A 14,509-nucleotide genomic window follows, 5' to 3' on the forward strand; every position below is an offset into this window, starting at 1 on the left:
CCTTGAATCCGTCCAGACCACTTCACTCTGTGAGGTGGCCCTGGAGAGCCTTCTGTGAATGCAGTTGGCTGTCCTGGTTTGAACACAAACACATCTAGAGCTTGGCTCGCTGCCCGGCAGCAGCTTGAAACATCCTCCACCATGCAACCCAGTTGCAAGCTCCTCCCGCCGTGCATCGTCCCTCAGCTCAAATCCCAGCAAATACCTGTCTATGCGCACTAATGCATGCGTCTGCACGCTATTGCGTTTTTGGCTTGGAAAGCCTCAAAAGCCAGGCTTGCTGCGCAAGAAGGGGCGACCTCTCTCGTGGCCATCTGGGCACTGCTTAAAGCCTGTCAATTTATGCTTTTTATTGGGTCTGAAATCCTATAAAGTCTAGGGATAAACCACGGTTTTGCTCGTCTACCAGGAGCTCAAATAGGTAGCGGTGCTATTGGCTGTCAATGTCATGGAGGGAAGGGCCTGCAACGCTCAACGGCGCGTGTTCCGCTGAGTTTGTAGGATGCGTTGGCGTTCGAAAGCATCGCTGTAATCAATTTCTTTCATGCTCGCCGGCTGGCGCAAATGGACAACGGTTATGGCTTCGCACAATCCCTTCATAGGTGTAGACCTTGGCAACACTCGAGACAACAAGCAAATCAGCTTAAAAAATCTTGAGCACTTTAAGACGTATTGCCTTCAAAAATTTACAGAAAAGCCTGCGAACCGCTCTGCCATATGGGCTGACGCTGACGTAGAGGTCGACGCAGCACCGACCATGGGCGAAGAATTGATGCCGTTCAAGAAGTGGATCATCAACTGACCCGCAAGATATTAGATCCAAGAAAAGTCACTTTTAGTGGCTTTTTTTGTGCCTGCTAGTTAGCCAACACCCTTGATTTAGAGGGCTCTAGCCAATGCAATTGGTATGTGTTGACAACTTGTCAATTCACCCGTAAAGTTACGTCACCTCATCGCGCAGGCCCTGAGGCTGCGGTACTGGAAGAAATTTGTCATCGGCGGACTACCACTCTCGCGAGCGGTTCAGGCATCATACCGACGCTGACAATTCAACCGCTATGTTGTGTGCGCTGAACAACTCAAACAGGGATAACAGATTGAACATCGTTCTTCGTAAAAGCTTGCTGGCCATCTCGATTGCATTGGCCGCATCCCCAGTCATGGCAGATCTGACCATGAATGGCCAAGGTGGTGGCATCAACGGTAATGGTACCGTTATGGGCCAGACCCAGAACTTCAGCCAGATCATCGTTGCCGGTGACTACAACGGCACCCGTGACGGCATCACCCTCGAAAGCGTTAACGTCGCTGGGGACATCGTCAACACGGGCAACATCCACTCCGAAGACAGCCGTGGTGACAACAACCCCAATGCTATCAACATCGGCAGTGTTGACTTGGTGTTCCCAAACATCTGGGGCCGTGCGACCGCAGTAGGTGGCAGCATCATCAACTCCGGCAACCTTTACGCTCACGGTATCGGTGCTTCGGGCCTGCGTGTACGCAACACCAAAGTTGAACACGACGTCATCAACTCCGGCGACATCACTGCCATTGCCCGTAACGAGCAAGATGCTGGTCGCGCTATCGACCTGGATCGCGCAATCATCGGCGGTAACTTTGCCAATAGCGGCAATGTGAGCATCGAAGGCTGGAACACTGTTGCGTTGAACATCGTCAACGGCTCCGCTGTGAAGGGCGGCAGTATCAGCAACAGCGGCAAACTGTCTGCCATCGGTGAAGGCGTTGACGGCGTCCATATGGAAGATACCGAGTTCGGTGGCACCTTTGCCAACTCCGGCTCCATTTTCGCAAACGGCGCAGAAGCAGACGGTATCGACTTCGATCACGGTGCTAAGGTCAACGAATTCGTCAACAGCGGCTCCGTTGGTGCATTCGGCGTAGGCTCAGTGGGCGTATCCGTCGATGGCGCTACCTTCGGTAAGGGCATCGTCAACTCCGGCACCATCATTGCTGACGGCGTTGGTATCGAAGTCGAAGGCTACTACTTGACCCAGGCAGCCGCCGAAGTCAGCAAGAACTTCCAGATCTACCATGACGGCGGTCTGATCAAGGGCGGCGTAGCTGCAATTCAGGGTCACGGCAATGCCGACCTGAACTGGGCTGGCGGCTCTGTAGAAGGCGATCTGCTCGGCCTGGGCAAAGTAAACGTTACCGGCACCGGTGAATTCCGTGGCCAAAACATTCAGGCTTCCGAAGGTCTGCATATCGCGAAAGACGGTACGCTGAACCTGGAATCGGCCCACAGCAACCTGCGCGGTGACCTGGTCATCGAGGGTGGCGGTGCGCTGGGTCTGCCAATCAGCGGCATGACCAACCCAGATAAGGCAATCCTCAACGTCGATGGCAAGGCCACCCTGGAAAGCGGTTCGAATCTGGTTCTGAACGCCAAAGGCGAAGATTTCAGCAATGATGGTCAGAAGTACACCATCCTGGAAGCCAACAGCCTGGTAAACAATGGCGTTGCGGTATCGAGCAGCTCGTCTGTTCTGACCATCAACGCGATCCAGATCGATGAAAACTCCATGGCTGTGACTGTAGCGGCGAAAAGCAATGCTGCCATTCAGGATGTGATCTCGGAAGGCGGCGGTAATGCCAACGCTCAGCGTGCTGGTGCTGAGTTCGTCAATGCAGCGTCTGCGCTGGCTGGCACCAACCCGAACGACCCTGTGCTGAAGGCTCTCATCGATGCCGGCAATGACGCACAATCCGTTGCACGTGTTGCCAAGCAACTGACCCCTGAAGTGAATGCCGGCGCTACCAAGGCCGCACTGGGCACTCAGAACCTGGTATCCACCGCTGTCGGTACTCGCATGAGCAGCGTTCGCCAGGGCATGTCCTCGGGTGAAGGCTTCACTCAAGTTGGGTCGTGGTTCCAGGTTCTGCACAACGATTCCAACCAAGACAAGCGTGACGGTATTGACGGCTACAGCGCCAACGCTACTGGCTTCTCGGCTGGTATCGATGGTCAACTGAACGATGCAACCGTACTGGGTCTGGCGTACAGCTACGTTGACACCGACGTTGATTCGGACGATGGCAACAAAACCCAGGTCGACAGCAACGCGCTGACTGCCTACGGTAGCTGGACTTACGACCGTTTCTTCGTTGACGGCAGCCTGACCTACGGCCAGAACCGCAACAAGTCGAAGCGCTTCATCGCCGGTACCGAAGCCAAAGGCACTTACGACAGCGACGTCCTGGGCCTGAGCGCTCTGGCTGGCTACGCCTTTGACATCAACAAAGACATGGTCGTTGAGCCTCGTGTTGCCGCTCGCTACGCCAAAGTGAACATCGATGGCTTCACTGAAAAGGGTAGCTCGGCTGCTCTGACCACTGGCGACCAGCGTATGGAAGTCGGTGAACTGGGTGCCGGCGTGCGTCTGGCCGGTCAGTTTGAAGTTGCTGGCGGCATCCTCGAGCCAGAAGTCAAAGCCATGGCTTACCATGACTTCATCGCGGACACCTCCAACAGCACTTCGACCTACGTCCTGGGCGGTAACTCGTTCGTGACCAACGGTGCATCGTCTGCCAAGGACAGCTACGAGCTGGGCCTGGGCGCGACCTACCGTAAAGGCGACGTCACTTTGGGCCTCGGTTACGACCGTCTGACCAAAACTGGCTTCGACGCGGACATCCTGACCGCAAAACTGCGCTACGACTTCTAAGTCCCGCGCTGTTAAAAGCAACCCGCCAATTGGCGGGTTGTTTGTTTTTAAAATGCTGGCATATTGACCTACTTGGCAGAGATCCCTTAAACTAACTGCATAAATTGACAGGCAAAAATCAAGGGAAAACCCCATGAAAGCGAGAAAGGATCCGAGCAAAGCTAAGTCGATGGTGATGATCCCATTGTACGGGCCTCGCGTTATCCAGGACAAAACCAAGTACAGCCGTAAGTCGAAGCACCGGGCTGACGCAGACATGCGAGGGCAGGGGTGATGAAGCAACAGTCTGAACTGACAAAAATGAAAATAGGGCTGATGGCCCTTTTTTTGTCGGCGCTTTCCGGCTGCGCTTCCACGTACGACCAATTCAAGGTGCACACTGACAAGCTAGGCGCCACAAGCTGGTTTGTGAGCAGCAAGCCTTTCCAGCTGATGTCGGTTAAAAACGCCGCAGTACAACCTGGCGCTGAATCCATCACCATCTACATCGAGGGTGACGGCAGGGCTTGGCTGAACAAATCAACGCCAAGTGCCGACCCCTCGCCTCGGAACTACCTGGTGGTTGACCTGGCTATGGCTGATGCCAAGCCTGCCATTTACCTTGCCAGACCTTGCCAGTATCAGCTGATGTTCGATACGAAGGCCTGCAACAACTCAATGTGGACGTCGCAACGCTTCTCGCGGGCCGTCATCGACTCGTACAGCCACGCGCTCGACGAACTTAAGCGCGACTACCAGACCAGGCGCTTCAAGCTCGTGGGCTACTCTGGGGGCGGTGCTGTGGCCATGGCCCTAGCTGGCGAACGCTCGGACATCTCCGATGTGGTCACCCTGGCCGGCAACATCGATCCAAATGCCTGGATCATGCTTCATCGTCTTTCGCCACTGGGCAACGTGGTTGACCCAGCGTCTTACGCGGATACCTTGGCCAAGATCCCCCAGCGCCACTTCGTAGGCCGGGCGGATACCGTTGTGCCAGCGAGCCTGGTGCGAGTGTTTATCCAAAAAACCGGGGCAACGTGTGCTGATGTGGTTGAGATTCCGGCCACGCACGAAAAGGGTTGGAATGCGGTTTCTCAGAGCATGATCTATGACCCGGTACTGTGCTCGCTCACCGGCCAGCGCTGATTAGAGGAAACCACGAGAAGGTAGGTGAACATCGTGAAAAGAACGCTTCCGTATGAACATGGCGCATTCACGGTGGGAGTAGGAGGGCGTCCGTGGTTAAGCGATGAGTGTATTGGCCGGCCAGCAGAACTCGATCTAGAACCGCTCAGAGACGCCCTGGATCGGATCTACGATCTGGCTCCTCCTTTTCGACCCAAGGCCCATGAACAAGCCGAACATGATCGCAAGATGTCGTTGATGCTCTCTACAGCATCGGCTGATCAGATCGTGGACGCGTTCAGGGAAAGCCAGGCAGCAGAGTCGATCAAATTCTTCAGCCAAAAAATATGTCATGAGGCGGGGCTCGTCATTCCAGCGCTGGTTATGCTTCGTGATGCTGGGGAAATACAGCTGACAAGCTTAAATTTCCACGACTTTTTTAAACTGGAACACATCGAAACCCTGCATCACAGTCCGTGTTTGCCGTTAGAGCTCAGGCAGAGCTTAAGATCCTATGTGGAATCTGAAGATGCTCAAACACCGAGCGGAAAGACGCAGCGGCTCTTCTTGATTTCTATCTGCACACATTTTCTTCAGGGGAGTGCAAGAGTCGAGGCGGCCCTGCGTCGGATTGCCCGGCAGCTTGCAGCGAGTGTCAGGGATCACAAGCTGGCGACCTACAGGGATCTGATCTTGGATTTCATACACATCAAGCATGACTACCCAGCGATCAAGGTCTCCATGCTTGTCGATGCCCTCGAAGCGGCGGGCGTGCAGAAATCCGACTACATCCAGGGATTTGCCATGGATGAAAGAGGCCAGATTTTCACCTCAGAGCTTGGTGTTTAGAGCCGAGACCATCGTCTCTTGCGAATTGACGAGTCTGTCAATTTATGGCATATTATTGCCTCGAAACGACCTACTTTTGCCGCCTTATACGAGGGCGGCGAATTCATTTAGGCCTTGAGGTATTGAGATCAGCACGGAGCGCAGAACTCAGGAATTCAGGCAGTGCGAAACAAAGGAGCTCCTCCCATGCTTGATCTTGTAGCAGGCTTCATTTTTCTGACCACCCTCATGACGTGGTTCAACTACAAATTCCTGAAACTGCCTCCGGCCATCGGTGTGATGGTGACCGCGCTGTTGCTGTCGGTCGCCCTGCAGATCGTGACTGCCATGGGGTACCCAATCCTTGAGCTGCACATGCAGAAGCTGATCGCGAGCCTGGATTTCTCGACCATCCTGATGACCTGGTTCCTCCCGGCGCTGCTGTTTGCTGGCGCACTGCATGTGAACCTGAATGACCTGCGCAGCTATAAGTGGGCAATCGGTCTGCTGGCAACTGTTGGAGTGTTAATTTCGACAGTAGTTGTTGGCGTTTTGGCCTACTACATGGCTCAATTTATTGGTTGGCAAGTAAGCTTTTTGTACTGCCTTTTGTTCGGAGCGCTCATCTCTCCGACCGATCCAATCGCTGTAATGGGGATCCTAAAAACGTCGGGTGCACCAAAGCCAATGAGAATGGTTATCGTTGGCGAATCACTATTCAATGATGGTACTGCTGTAGTAGTATTCAGCATACTTATTGGAATCCTGATGCTAGGTCACACACCGACCCCTAGTGATATCACCGTTTTGTTCCTTCAAGAAGCCGTTGGAGGCATTGTTTACGGGGTTGTGCTGGGTACGATAGGGTTCATGATGCTTCGTACTATTGATCAGCATCAGGTCTCTGTGATGTTGACCCTGGCAATCGTCTTCGGCGGTTCTGCCTTAGCTACTAAGCTCCATGTGTCTTCGCCAATTGCGATGGTCGTGGTGGGTCTGATCATCGGCAACCATGGTCGTAATCTGGCCATGTCCGAGAACTCCCGTCGCTACGTCGATGGACTGTGGGAATTGATCGACGACGTGCTTAATTCACTCCTGTTCACACTTATTGGCCTAGAGCTGCTTTTGCTGCCATTTACCTGGGTGCATATTGGCGCTGGCCTTGTACTCGCAGTCGTTGTTTTGATGTCCAGAGTCTTAACTGTATCGCCGGCAATTCTGTTGATGCGTATGCGTCATCGTGGTGACCGCCAGATTACGAAGGGAACAATTCGTACACTGTCATGGGGCGGATTGCGGGGAGGGGTGTCGGTAGCCCTGGCGCTATCCTTGCCGCTGGGTGAGCAGCGTGACCTGGTGCTGACCTTAACCTACATCGTGGTTCTGGCCTCCATCCTCGTGCAGGGGTTGACCATTGGTAAGCTGGTGAAGCTGCTCTTCGGCGAGAAAAAGCCTAAGGCGATCCCAGAAAACCTCTGAGGCACCGCCACAAAGAAAGCCCCGCAAATGCGGGGCTTTTTTATTGATATATTGTCAACTTGCCCGTGGACACCTTTTCCTAGTGGCGGTATATTCGAGACATAGCCCAATTGGGCACAAGGCGTGCAGTTATGCTGCGGATTCCCCGCAGTGGAGGACTGTAATCGGTGCTTGTTCGATGCGCGCAATCGACTGGCCGCGCCGACTGCGAAAGTGTCGGACTCTCATTTAGACGAACGGGTTGTCACCCATGGAGGCTCTATGTACAACACGTACGACATCATCGGTGATATTCACGGCCATGCTCAAAAGCTCAAGCAGCTACTCGAGAAACTGGGCTACGTCGAAGTCGACGGGGTCTACAGGCATCCGACCCGGAAAGTGATTTTCCTGGGTGACTTCATTGATCGCGGGCCCGAGCAGGTTGAAACGCTGCGGATCGTCAAAGCGATGATTGACGCTGGCGTAGCGCTTACTGTCCTCGGAAACCATGAGTTCAACGCCGTGGCCTTTGCTACGCCGGATCCGGATCACCCAGGCGAATATCTGCGTAAGCACACTGCTCGCAATCGTCACCCGCACAACGAGTTTCTTCGCCAGGTGGGCGAGGGCAGTCCAGAGTACGTCGAGATCATCGAGTGGTTTAAGACGCTGCCTGTGTATCTCGACCTTCCAGGCCTGCGAGCGATTCATGCTTGCTGGCATCCTGAGTACATCACAGAGATCCAGCAGTACCTCAATCCGGATCAGTCGATCAAGGCTGAAGCCTGGGTACAGAGTGCTCGAAAGGGCTCGCATGCCTACGAGCTCATGGAAACGCTTCTGAAGGGCGTTGAGACCGATCTGCCCGAAGGTATCTCTTACCTGGATAAAGACGGCATTGAGCGCCGTAGAACGCGTACACGGTGGTGGGATAAGGATGCCAGAACGTATCGCGAGTTGGCGGTAGGTTCCGAGTCGATGCGTAGTCAACTTCCAGACCAAGATGTGCCGGGCATGGCAGTTGTGAATTACGAAAGCCAGCATTTGGTGGTGTTCGGTCACTACTGGATGCAGGGCACCCCTCAGCCACTTGGCCCGCGTGTAGCCTGTCTTGACTACAGCATCGGAAAAGGCAGTCCGTCCGGCAAGCTGTGCGCTTACCGTTGGGATGGTGAAACAGACTTCTGTCCCGATAAGTTTGTGTGGGTCACCGGTGGGTACGATCACGATCACACCCCTGACCAACCTGCGCTGTAGGTTTTAGACATTAGTCGGCATTTTTAGACATTCGTTAGTAGGCAGAACCACCAAAATGGTCAGAAAAAGCTGACCCTTTTCAATGTCTTAAGCCAAAAATCCAATATTTCACAGCTGATAGCAATTTATATGCATCGGCCTATTGACTATGAGTATAGAAAAACTATACTGACAACACACCCAAACAGGATGTTTCGCAAAATGAACTCGATCTTCAAGTGCTTGGCAATCGCAGCAACCCTCTCGGTCGTAGCGGGCTGCTCCACCACGCAAAGCAACAAACCGAACAACTTCACCAAGCCAGGCATTGATCAAGCCTTGTCTGGCGTTTGGGTCGGCGCCGAATACGATGACGACACCAAGAAATCGCGCACCGTCGAGCTGGACTTGCGCATGAACGACCTGGGCCGCGTGAAGTACACCTCCGCTGGTTGCTCTGGACTGGTTAAGTATCAGCGCCACGAAGACGACGTTAACGTCATTCTCCTGGAAGAGATCCAGGCCGGCGTCGGTACCTGCCCGAAGAACAGCTACCTGCGTTTGACTCCAAATACTGACGGTTCGATGCGTCTGGCGCACTTCGACCTGGACGGTAAGCGCATTGCGCTGGGCCAGATCCGCAAGTCGTCCCAGATCAACCGCACGGTAGACAAGCAACTGACCCAAGCGATGCTGGGCACCTGGAGCGGTAAGGCTCTGTCTGCCGATGGGCGCGAATCCCGCATCGAAGTGACCCTGACCCCTTATGCTCGCAGCCAAGCGGTCTACAAGGATTTCGGTTGCATCACCGAGGTTCGTCACGGCGCGGTGGAGGACAACGCGGTCTCTACGATTGAAACACCGGTTCAGGGCAACAAGAACAACTGTGTCAACGGCATCGTCTCGTACATTCTCAAGCCTGACGGCACCTTGGCCCGCATGAACTACACCAAAAGTCGTGGCTCTTTCAACATGACCGTCCTCAACAAAACCCGTTGATCGATCAGCCCCGGCCTACCAGCCGGGGCTTACTCATCGGTGAGTTTGCTCTAAAGGTTTGGTGGGAAAATGGCAGGAATCGAGAAAATTTGTGAGTTTTCCGACCAGTATCCAGGTTGGGAAATGTACGGCTACAAGCGTAACGGTATTCAGATCATGCCGGAGTTTCGCAAGCTGTTTCGCGGTGCTGATGCCACTCTAGTGATCGTAAGCGCTGAAGTGCACCAGGTTTCCTTCATGTCGAAGCGTGGATACTGCTACAGCAGCCCGTGTAAGTGGGAGTTAGCCGAGGACTTCAATTTCAACGTGAGTGACTACGTTGAGTACCACGAGTACATGGGCAAGCACTTCAAGATCGATTACAAATATGCGCTCGTGGTGAAAGACAAGGCGCTGCAGGGAACGGTAAGCGGCAGGTACACGAATTGGTCGATGAACCTGAGCACTGTCATGCGGAAAATGAAGCGCATGGTTGGGCCGAATCTACGCATCGTTAACGAAGCCGGCTCCCGTGCCCAGATCCTGAGTAACTGGCGTAAGCAGTTCATCAAGGACGCCCGTGAGTGCCAGGCGCAGGAAGAGCGCGAGGCTGCATAGGCGTCGGTAAGCGGTAGGCCAGCTTTGCTGGAAGACACGACTCCCCCGAACACGACTTGGAAGCTCGCGCCACTATGATCACTACTATTCGTAACATCCCCACCGGTTTCATGGTGGGCCTACGCACCAAGGACAGATCCTTTCTAGGGATACTCGCCATCTGCATGCTGACAGTGCCATTGATGGTGGTGCTTAAAGCGATATTGCTGCATACGCCGATCACCTGGGCGTTCGTTGCCGGTAGCGAGGCAGCTTTCTGGTACTCCTTGGCATTCTTTGCCTATATTCTGGTGATCAAGTCGCTACAGGTCTTTCACCTTCGCGAAGGAAATGAAGCGACAGCCAAAAAGCTGATCCTGCAGTTGGACTGCGTCGTAATGCTGACCCTGATCGTCTTGGTTGGCTCTCAGATGCTCGGCTAACGGGCAGCCTCACGGCGTAGCTAATCTGACAATTTAAAAGGCCACTTCTGAAGTGGCTTTTTTTCATTTCTGCAGATGATTTTTCTAAAATTCCTGAAGGCCCATAATTCAAGGGTTTTGCGGATCACTGATGCTTTGAAACACCAGTAAATCCAGCCTTTTTGAAGCAATGTACTCTATCGCAAACACCCATTCTCGGCTTGCTTTTCAGGCAACATATGGCTAATATTGACGGTAAGAAATTGATGATCACGCCTCCTGTTGAAGGGGGCGTTTTCAGCACTACACATAGGGCAGATCGGTCGCTGTAGGCCGGGCCCAACGGGAGAAACATCATGAATGCGCTCAAAGATTCCTTGTCAGCAATCGACAACATGTTCGAAGACCTGTTTCTTGAGCATGGCCAGTCCGATCAGTTGCCGAAGGATGTCCTTGAGCAGCTGGAAAGGGCGCAACGCATGGTTGCAACTGCCCGCACTCTCGCAGCCCGCAAACCCGCCAACGATACTCAGGTGCAGCTGGAAAGCCTTGAGTTGGACGCATTGGTGAAGCGCCTGTCTTCTCCTGAGAAACACATGATCCGCCACCTGGCTGATCGTAAGTCGGTGAGCACTGTGCTGCTTGGTTACGGGGCCAACCGTCTCATCGAGCTGGGCCTGGTTATCAAGACCGGCCTGCAAGCCTGCCTGAGCGACAAAGGCTCCAAGTTGAACCTGCTTATGCGTTGATCGTCGTAGAGTCTTCTGTGACGTCCAGAGCCCGCCCAGTGCGGGCTTTTTGTTTCTTGGGATGCGTAGAACGCAGGTGATACGCTTCTTGAAAGGGTTTTGGGGGTGTTTATGGTTTCGCCAGAGAACAAAGCGTGGCTGGACTTCAGTGCGAACGTAACGAAACTTGAGAAGGAGGGCGCATTCGCTGAGCCTTGTGGAGCGTTCGTTTATTCGCTCAAGGAGCGGCAATCGCGGGAGCTGCGACGGATGATTTTGGCCCAGCGGTCGACTCAACTCCCAGCTTATGTGGACATCCTTTCTCGCCCGGATCTGGTGGATGCCTCCGATATCAAGTTTTTGACCGAAAGCCTCAAGGCCAGAGAGTACTGGATCTTGATGAAGGGACTCACTCTAAAGTCCTCCAGAGAGTGGCTTCAGCAGGGTGGGCGTTGGAAAGATCAAGTTGAATCCAGGCCACCGGATCCACAGCTGCTGTCGATACTTCTGGCCGGCGCCCCATCGGCTGACCCTGAAGATGAAGGTGTGCACAAGTCAGACATGGCCTCCGCATTTCGAGGTGCCAGGTTATTCGATCTCACTGGGGCTGTTCTCGGCGATAAAAATGGGGCCTTGTACGCACGCTTGGAAACTAACCTCGACCAGGAAGAAACCCAGCTCGTTAGACATCAGGTAGAGACAAGCCTACTCAAAGACATACCGTTCGTTATTGATGCAGCTCCTGGGGAGCCAAATACATTCGGTTTCAAGCACTACCCAGGTAATGACGACCCACTCGTGACAGCCTGGCTAGCTTCGTACCAGAGATTCAAGTCACTTCCTGATGCCGGTCAAGAGCTCGATCTGCTACGGATTCGTGAACGCTTTGAACTCTACCTGGAAGGACTGCCTGAAAAGCCCAAGGCTTATCACGTACCCTGTTTGCGGACACTGCTGGCCGAACAGATCAGCCACGTTGGTGAGCAACTATTCGTTGAACTTTCCCAGAAGTCAGCCGTCGCACTTCAGTGTTTCGGAAACACGAAAAACAAGTGGACTCTCGGGAATATGCCCCAGGAAATATTCAACCTGGTAACGAGTATCAAAATGTCTGCTACCGATCCGGATCTTGCCAAGCGCTTACTTGGCCAACTGTTCATTGCGGTAGTGAACGGGAAGAGGCCGGCGATGACCGATAATTCGGTTATAAAAGTGATGTCTGAAGTTCGCGATGACATCGATTGGAAGTTTTGTGTTAGCAAGTTAAATACGAAGGGTAGGGCGTACCTGATGGAGCATTTTGATGACTCCAAGTATTACGTTGAACACCTGGGTACTCGCGACCGTGGCCGTAAATTCACCCAAGAGCTAGGGGTCTGACCATCTGACACCTGCTCATCGACAGCCGATGAAATCCAAAAACTAACATTTGGAAAAGAAAAACCCCGGCAAGGCCGGGGTCTCTTTTACGCTGAGTGGATATCAAGTCTGAGGCACAATTTTTCCGAAGATGGGGTTATTGTTAACCCAAGAGTTGAACCGCATACGCATGATCGTACGCTGGATGAGGCTAACTCGGCTATCACGCTCCAGACTTCCGTAGATCACATTTTTACGGTCGAAAAGGTACCCGCGCTGGTAGGTCGAGAATTCAATGTGATCGAAGTCAGTCATAGCTACGATGAAGGGCATGCAACCTTCAGTACTGCTCGTGAAGGTGAATCGACCGTAATTCATACGTGGATGCTCAGGGGTGATACCAGGCGACGCCCCTTCGGTTTTAATCCCACTCAGCTGGCAGAAACCCTGCTCGTACTTCCAGCTATCTTCGTTCGGGACGAATTGATTCGGCAGACCCAAGGCAGTCAACGTCTGGGCGTCTTTGCCTTCAAAGGAAAGACGAACACCCGTGTTGTAGATACCAGGACGCCGGTTGATCGTGAAACCTTTTTCCAGCATGTCCAGAGTCATGGTCGCATCGACCTGAGCGATTTTGTTGCCGTTGATGATTCCAACGTTACCCGTGAATTGGTCGTCGAGAGGATTACGGACGAATCCCAACACGATATCTGTGAGCACCCAGACGGTGACCAGGATTGCAGCGGCAGAGCTAAATTTACGAATCTTCATCGTCTTTCTCCCAGATTGGACGGCTTGTTAACGAGTATACTCTTACTTGACTCACTGTCAATACTCAGCCTTTAAACTCTTCTGAATTTTTGCCATAAATTGAATTGACCACAAAGTGTTTGTGTTCCTCTCAGAATTTGTCAGAATGAAAACATAAGAAAAATAAGAAAGGCTTCATCATGCCAAAAAATTCAATCGAAACAACGCTGATGGCGATCTCGACCCCTGAAGAACGCTTGGATTTCATGGCGAACAACTTCAGCCGTCAAGCACTCGAAGAGCTCTTTTCCGCTCCGATCAAACAAATTCCTGACCTTGGCGAAATCTGGGTTTGTCGTATATTTAAGCTCATCAACATTAGTGTGGCGTTGTTTGTTCAAACCCGCGATGCAGAGCCTTTGGCGAGCGGAGTAGACGGGTTTCGAGCATGCCTCGATCCACAAAAACTCTTTGCTCTTGTATCGGACAAAACTCAGGACAGCGCGTTGTCGGCCTCCATTCAGGAGTACCTGTTGTCGTTGCCTGGCTACACCACTCGCACCAAGAAGCTTTCCCCCGGCGTTCTCCAGCTGCATGACAACCTGGTTGTGTTCATCGAGCAAGGCCTCAAGACCGTCCACAAGCACCTTCAGGGCCGCGAAAACCTGTCAGGCCAGACGCGCTCGCTGCGCCAGGGTGACGTGCAAATGGAGGGCCCAGGCTTCGAGGTTGTGGTCGGGCCAAAGCACCAGAACATCATCAGCTATCCAGACGGCAAGACTGCGATCATTCTGATGCATGACCCACGGGATGGTCACTTCCTCCTGGTCGAGCGTTTCAGCGAGATCGATTGCATGCACGTGCTTGAGTTTCCAAAGGTGGCTGCATCGAGCCTTCAGAACCGTGAGCACGCGGCTGCCATTGCGCTGCGTGATCTGACGGGACTGCCTCTGCGTAACCTCGAGCTGATCGGTGAGATCAAGCCTGACGTACACATGATCGCCGGGTCGTGTGAGGTCTACTACGGCACTTTCGACCTGGAAGAGAATTTGAAGCCAAACTCTAGGTTGATCAGAGATGTGAAGCGCATCAATGAGGAAGGGCTCTACCAAAACGCTTATGAGAAAAAGATCTCATGTGCACAGACCCTTTCGGCCATGTCGATCTGGCATGCGTTCGAATCGGTAAGAAAAAAACGTGAGGCGAATAGCCGGCGTGTAAGAACCCCAAAATCAGGCGATGACGCCGAGTAATCGGGGCCTTCCCCTAGGGTAGTCGATCCTCCCGCCGGAGCAATTTCGGCGGGCTATGGTATTAAACGAATATCAAGTATTGACAAGCCATCAATTTT

General features: G+C 53.1%; 13 protein-coding genes. 12 read left to right on the plus strand and 1 reads right to left on the minus strand.

Annotation, left to right across the window (positions count from 1 at the left end; translation table 11 throughout):
* Positions 1 to 577 precede the first annotated feature (577 nt).
* The 11 genes from DKB71_RS32805 (at position 578) to DKB71_RS32855 (ending at position 12,429) form a co-directional block, all read left to right on the plus strand.
* Positions 578 to 802 (plus strand): hypothetical protein, encoded by a 225-nt coding sequence (locus DKB71_RS32805; protein ID WP_408601887.1) that lies wholly within the window; start codon positions 578 to 580, stop codon positions 800 to 802.
* A gap of 295 nt (positions 803 to 1,097) precedes the next feature.
* Positions 1,098 to 3,689, plus strand: coding sequence for an autotransporter domain-containing protein (locus DKB71_RS32810; protein ID WP_408601888.1), 2,592 nt, complete (start codon positions 1,098 to 1,100; stop codon positions 3,687 to 3,689).
* Between the two features lie 273 nt (positions 3,690 to 3,962).
* Positions 3,963 to 4,817 carry an alpha/beta hydrolase gene (locus DKB71_RS32815; protein WP_408601889.1) on the plus strand — a complete coding sequence of 285 codons (855 nt, stop codon included), beginning with the start codon at positions 3,963 to 3,965 and terminating at the stop codon, positions 4,815 to 4,817.
* 24 nt (positions 4,818 to 4,841) lie between these two features.
* Entirely contained in the window at positions 4,842 to 5,645 is an 804-nt protein-coding gene (locus DKB71_RS32820; RefSeq protein ID WP_408601890.1) for a hypothetical protein, read from the plus strand.
* A 186-nt stretch (positions 5,646 to 5,831) separates the two neighbouring features.
* A complete protein-coding gene (locus tag DKB71_RS32825) occupies positions 5,832 to 7,106 on the plus strand; it encodes a cation:proton antiporter (RefSeq protein ID WP_408601891.1) in 1,275 nt (424 codons plus the stop codon).
* Between the two features lie 261 nt (positions 7,107 to 7,367).
* Positions 7,368 to 8,345 carry a metallophosphoesterase gene (locus DKB71_RS32830; protein ID WP_408601892.1) on the plus strand — a complete coding sequence of 326 codons (978 nt, stop codon included), beginning with the start codon at positions 7,368 to 7,370 and terminating at the stop codon, positions 8,343 to 8,345.
* A 201-nt stretch (positions 8,346 to 8,546) separates the two neighbouring features.
* Entirely contained in the window at positions 8,547 to 9,323 is a 777-nt protein-coding gene (locus DKB71_RS32835) for a hypothetical protein (RefSeq protein ID WP_408601893.1), read from the plus strand.
* A 69-nt stretch (positions 9,324 to 9,392) separates the two neighbouring features.
* Complete coding sequence (locus DKB71_RS32840; protein WP_408601894.1) at positions 9,393 to 9,920, plus strand: hypothetical protein; 528 nt, start codon at positions 9,393 to 9,395, stop codon at positions 9,918 to 9,920.
* A 74-nt stretch (positions 9,921 to 9,994) separates the two neighbouring features.
* Entirely contained in the window at positions 9,995 to 10,342 is a 348-nt protein-coding gene (locus DKB71_RS32845; protein WP_408601895.1) for a hypothetical protein, read from the plus strand.
* A 335-nt stretch (positions 10,343 to 10,677) separates the two neighbouring features.
* Positions 10,678 to 11,070, plus strand: a complete 393-nt coding sequence (locus DKB71_RS32850; protein ID WP_408601896.1) for a hypothetical protein — start codon at positions 10,678 to 10,680, stop codon at positions 11,068 to 11,070.
* 111 nt (positions 11,071 to 11,181) lie between these two features.
* Entirely contained in the window at positions 11,182 to 12,429 is a 1,248-nt protein-coding gene (locus DKB71_RS32855) for a hypothetical protein (protein WP_408601897.1), read from the plus strand.
* A gap of 102 nt (positions 12,430 to 12,531) precedes the next feature.
* Here DKB71_RS32855 and DKB71_RS32860 read toward each other — a convergent pair whose 3' ends face one another.
* Positions 12,532 to 13,179 (minus strand): hypothetical protein, encoded by a 648-nt coding sequence (locus DKB71_RS32860; RefSeq protein ID WP_408601898.1) that lies wholly within the window; start codon positions 13,177 to 13,179, stop codon positions 12,532 to 12,534.
* A gap of 179 nt (positions 13,180 to 13,358) precedes the next feature.
* On the opposite strand from DKB71_RS32860, the gene DKB71_RS32865 reads away from it, so the two are divergent.
* On the plus strand, positions 13,359 to 14,411 hold the full coding sequence (locus DKB71_RS32865; RefSeq protein WP_408601899.1) for a hypothetical protein: 1,053 nt from the start codon (positions 13,359 to 13,361) through the stop codon (positions 14,409 to 14,411).
* Positions 14,412 to 14,509: the final 98 nt, after the last annotated feature.

It is taken from the genome of Pseudomonas sp. PLMAX (assembly GCF_046042685.1).
GTDB classification, from domain to species: Bacteria; Pseudomonadota; Gammaproteobacteria; order Pseudomonadales; family Pseudomonadaceae; genus Aquipseudomonas; species Aquipseudomonas putida_AE.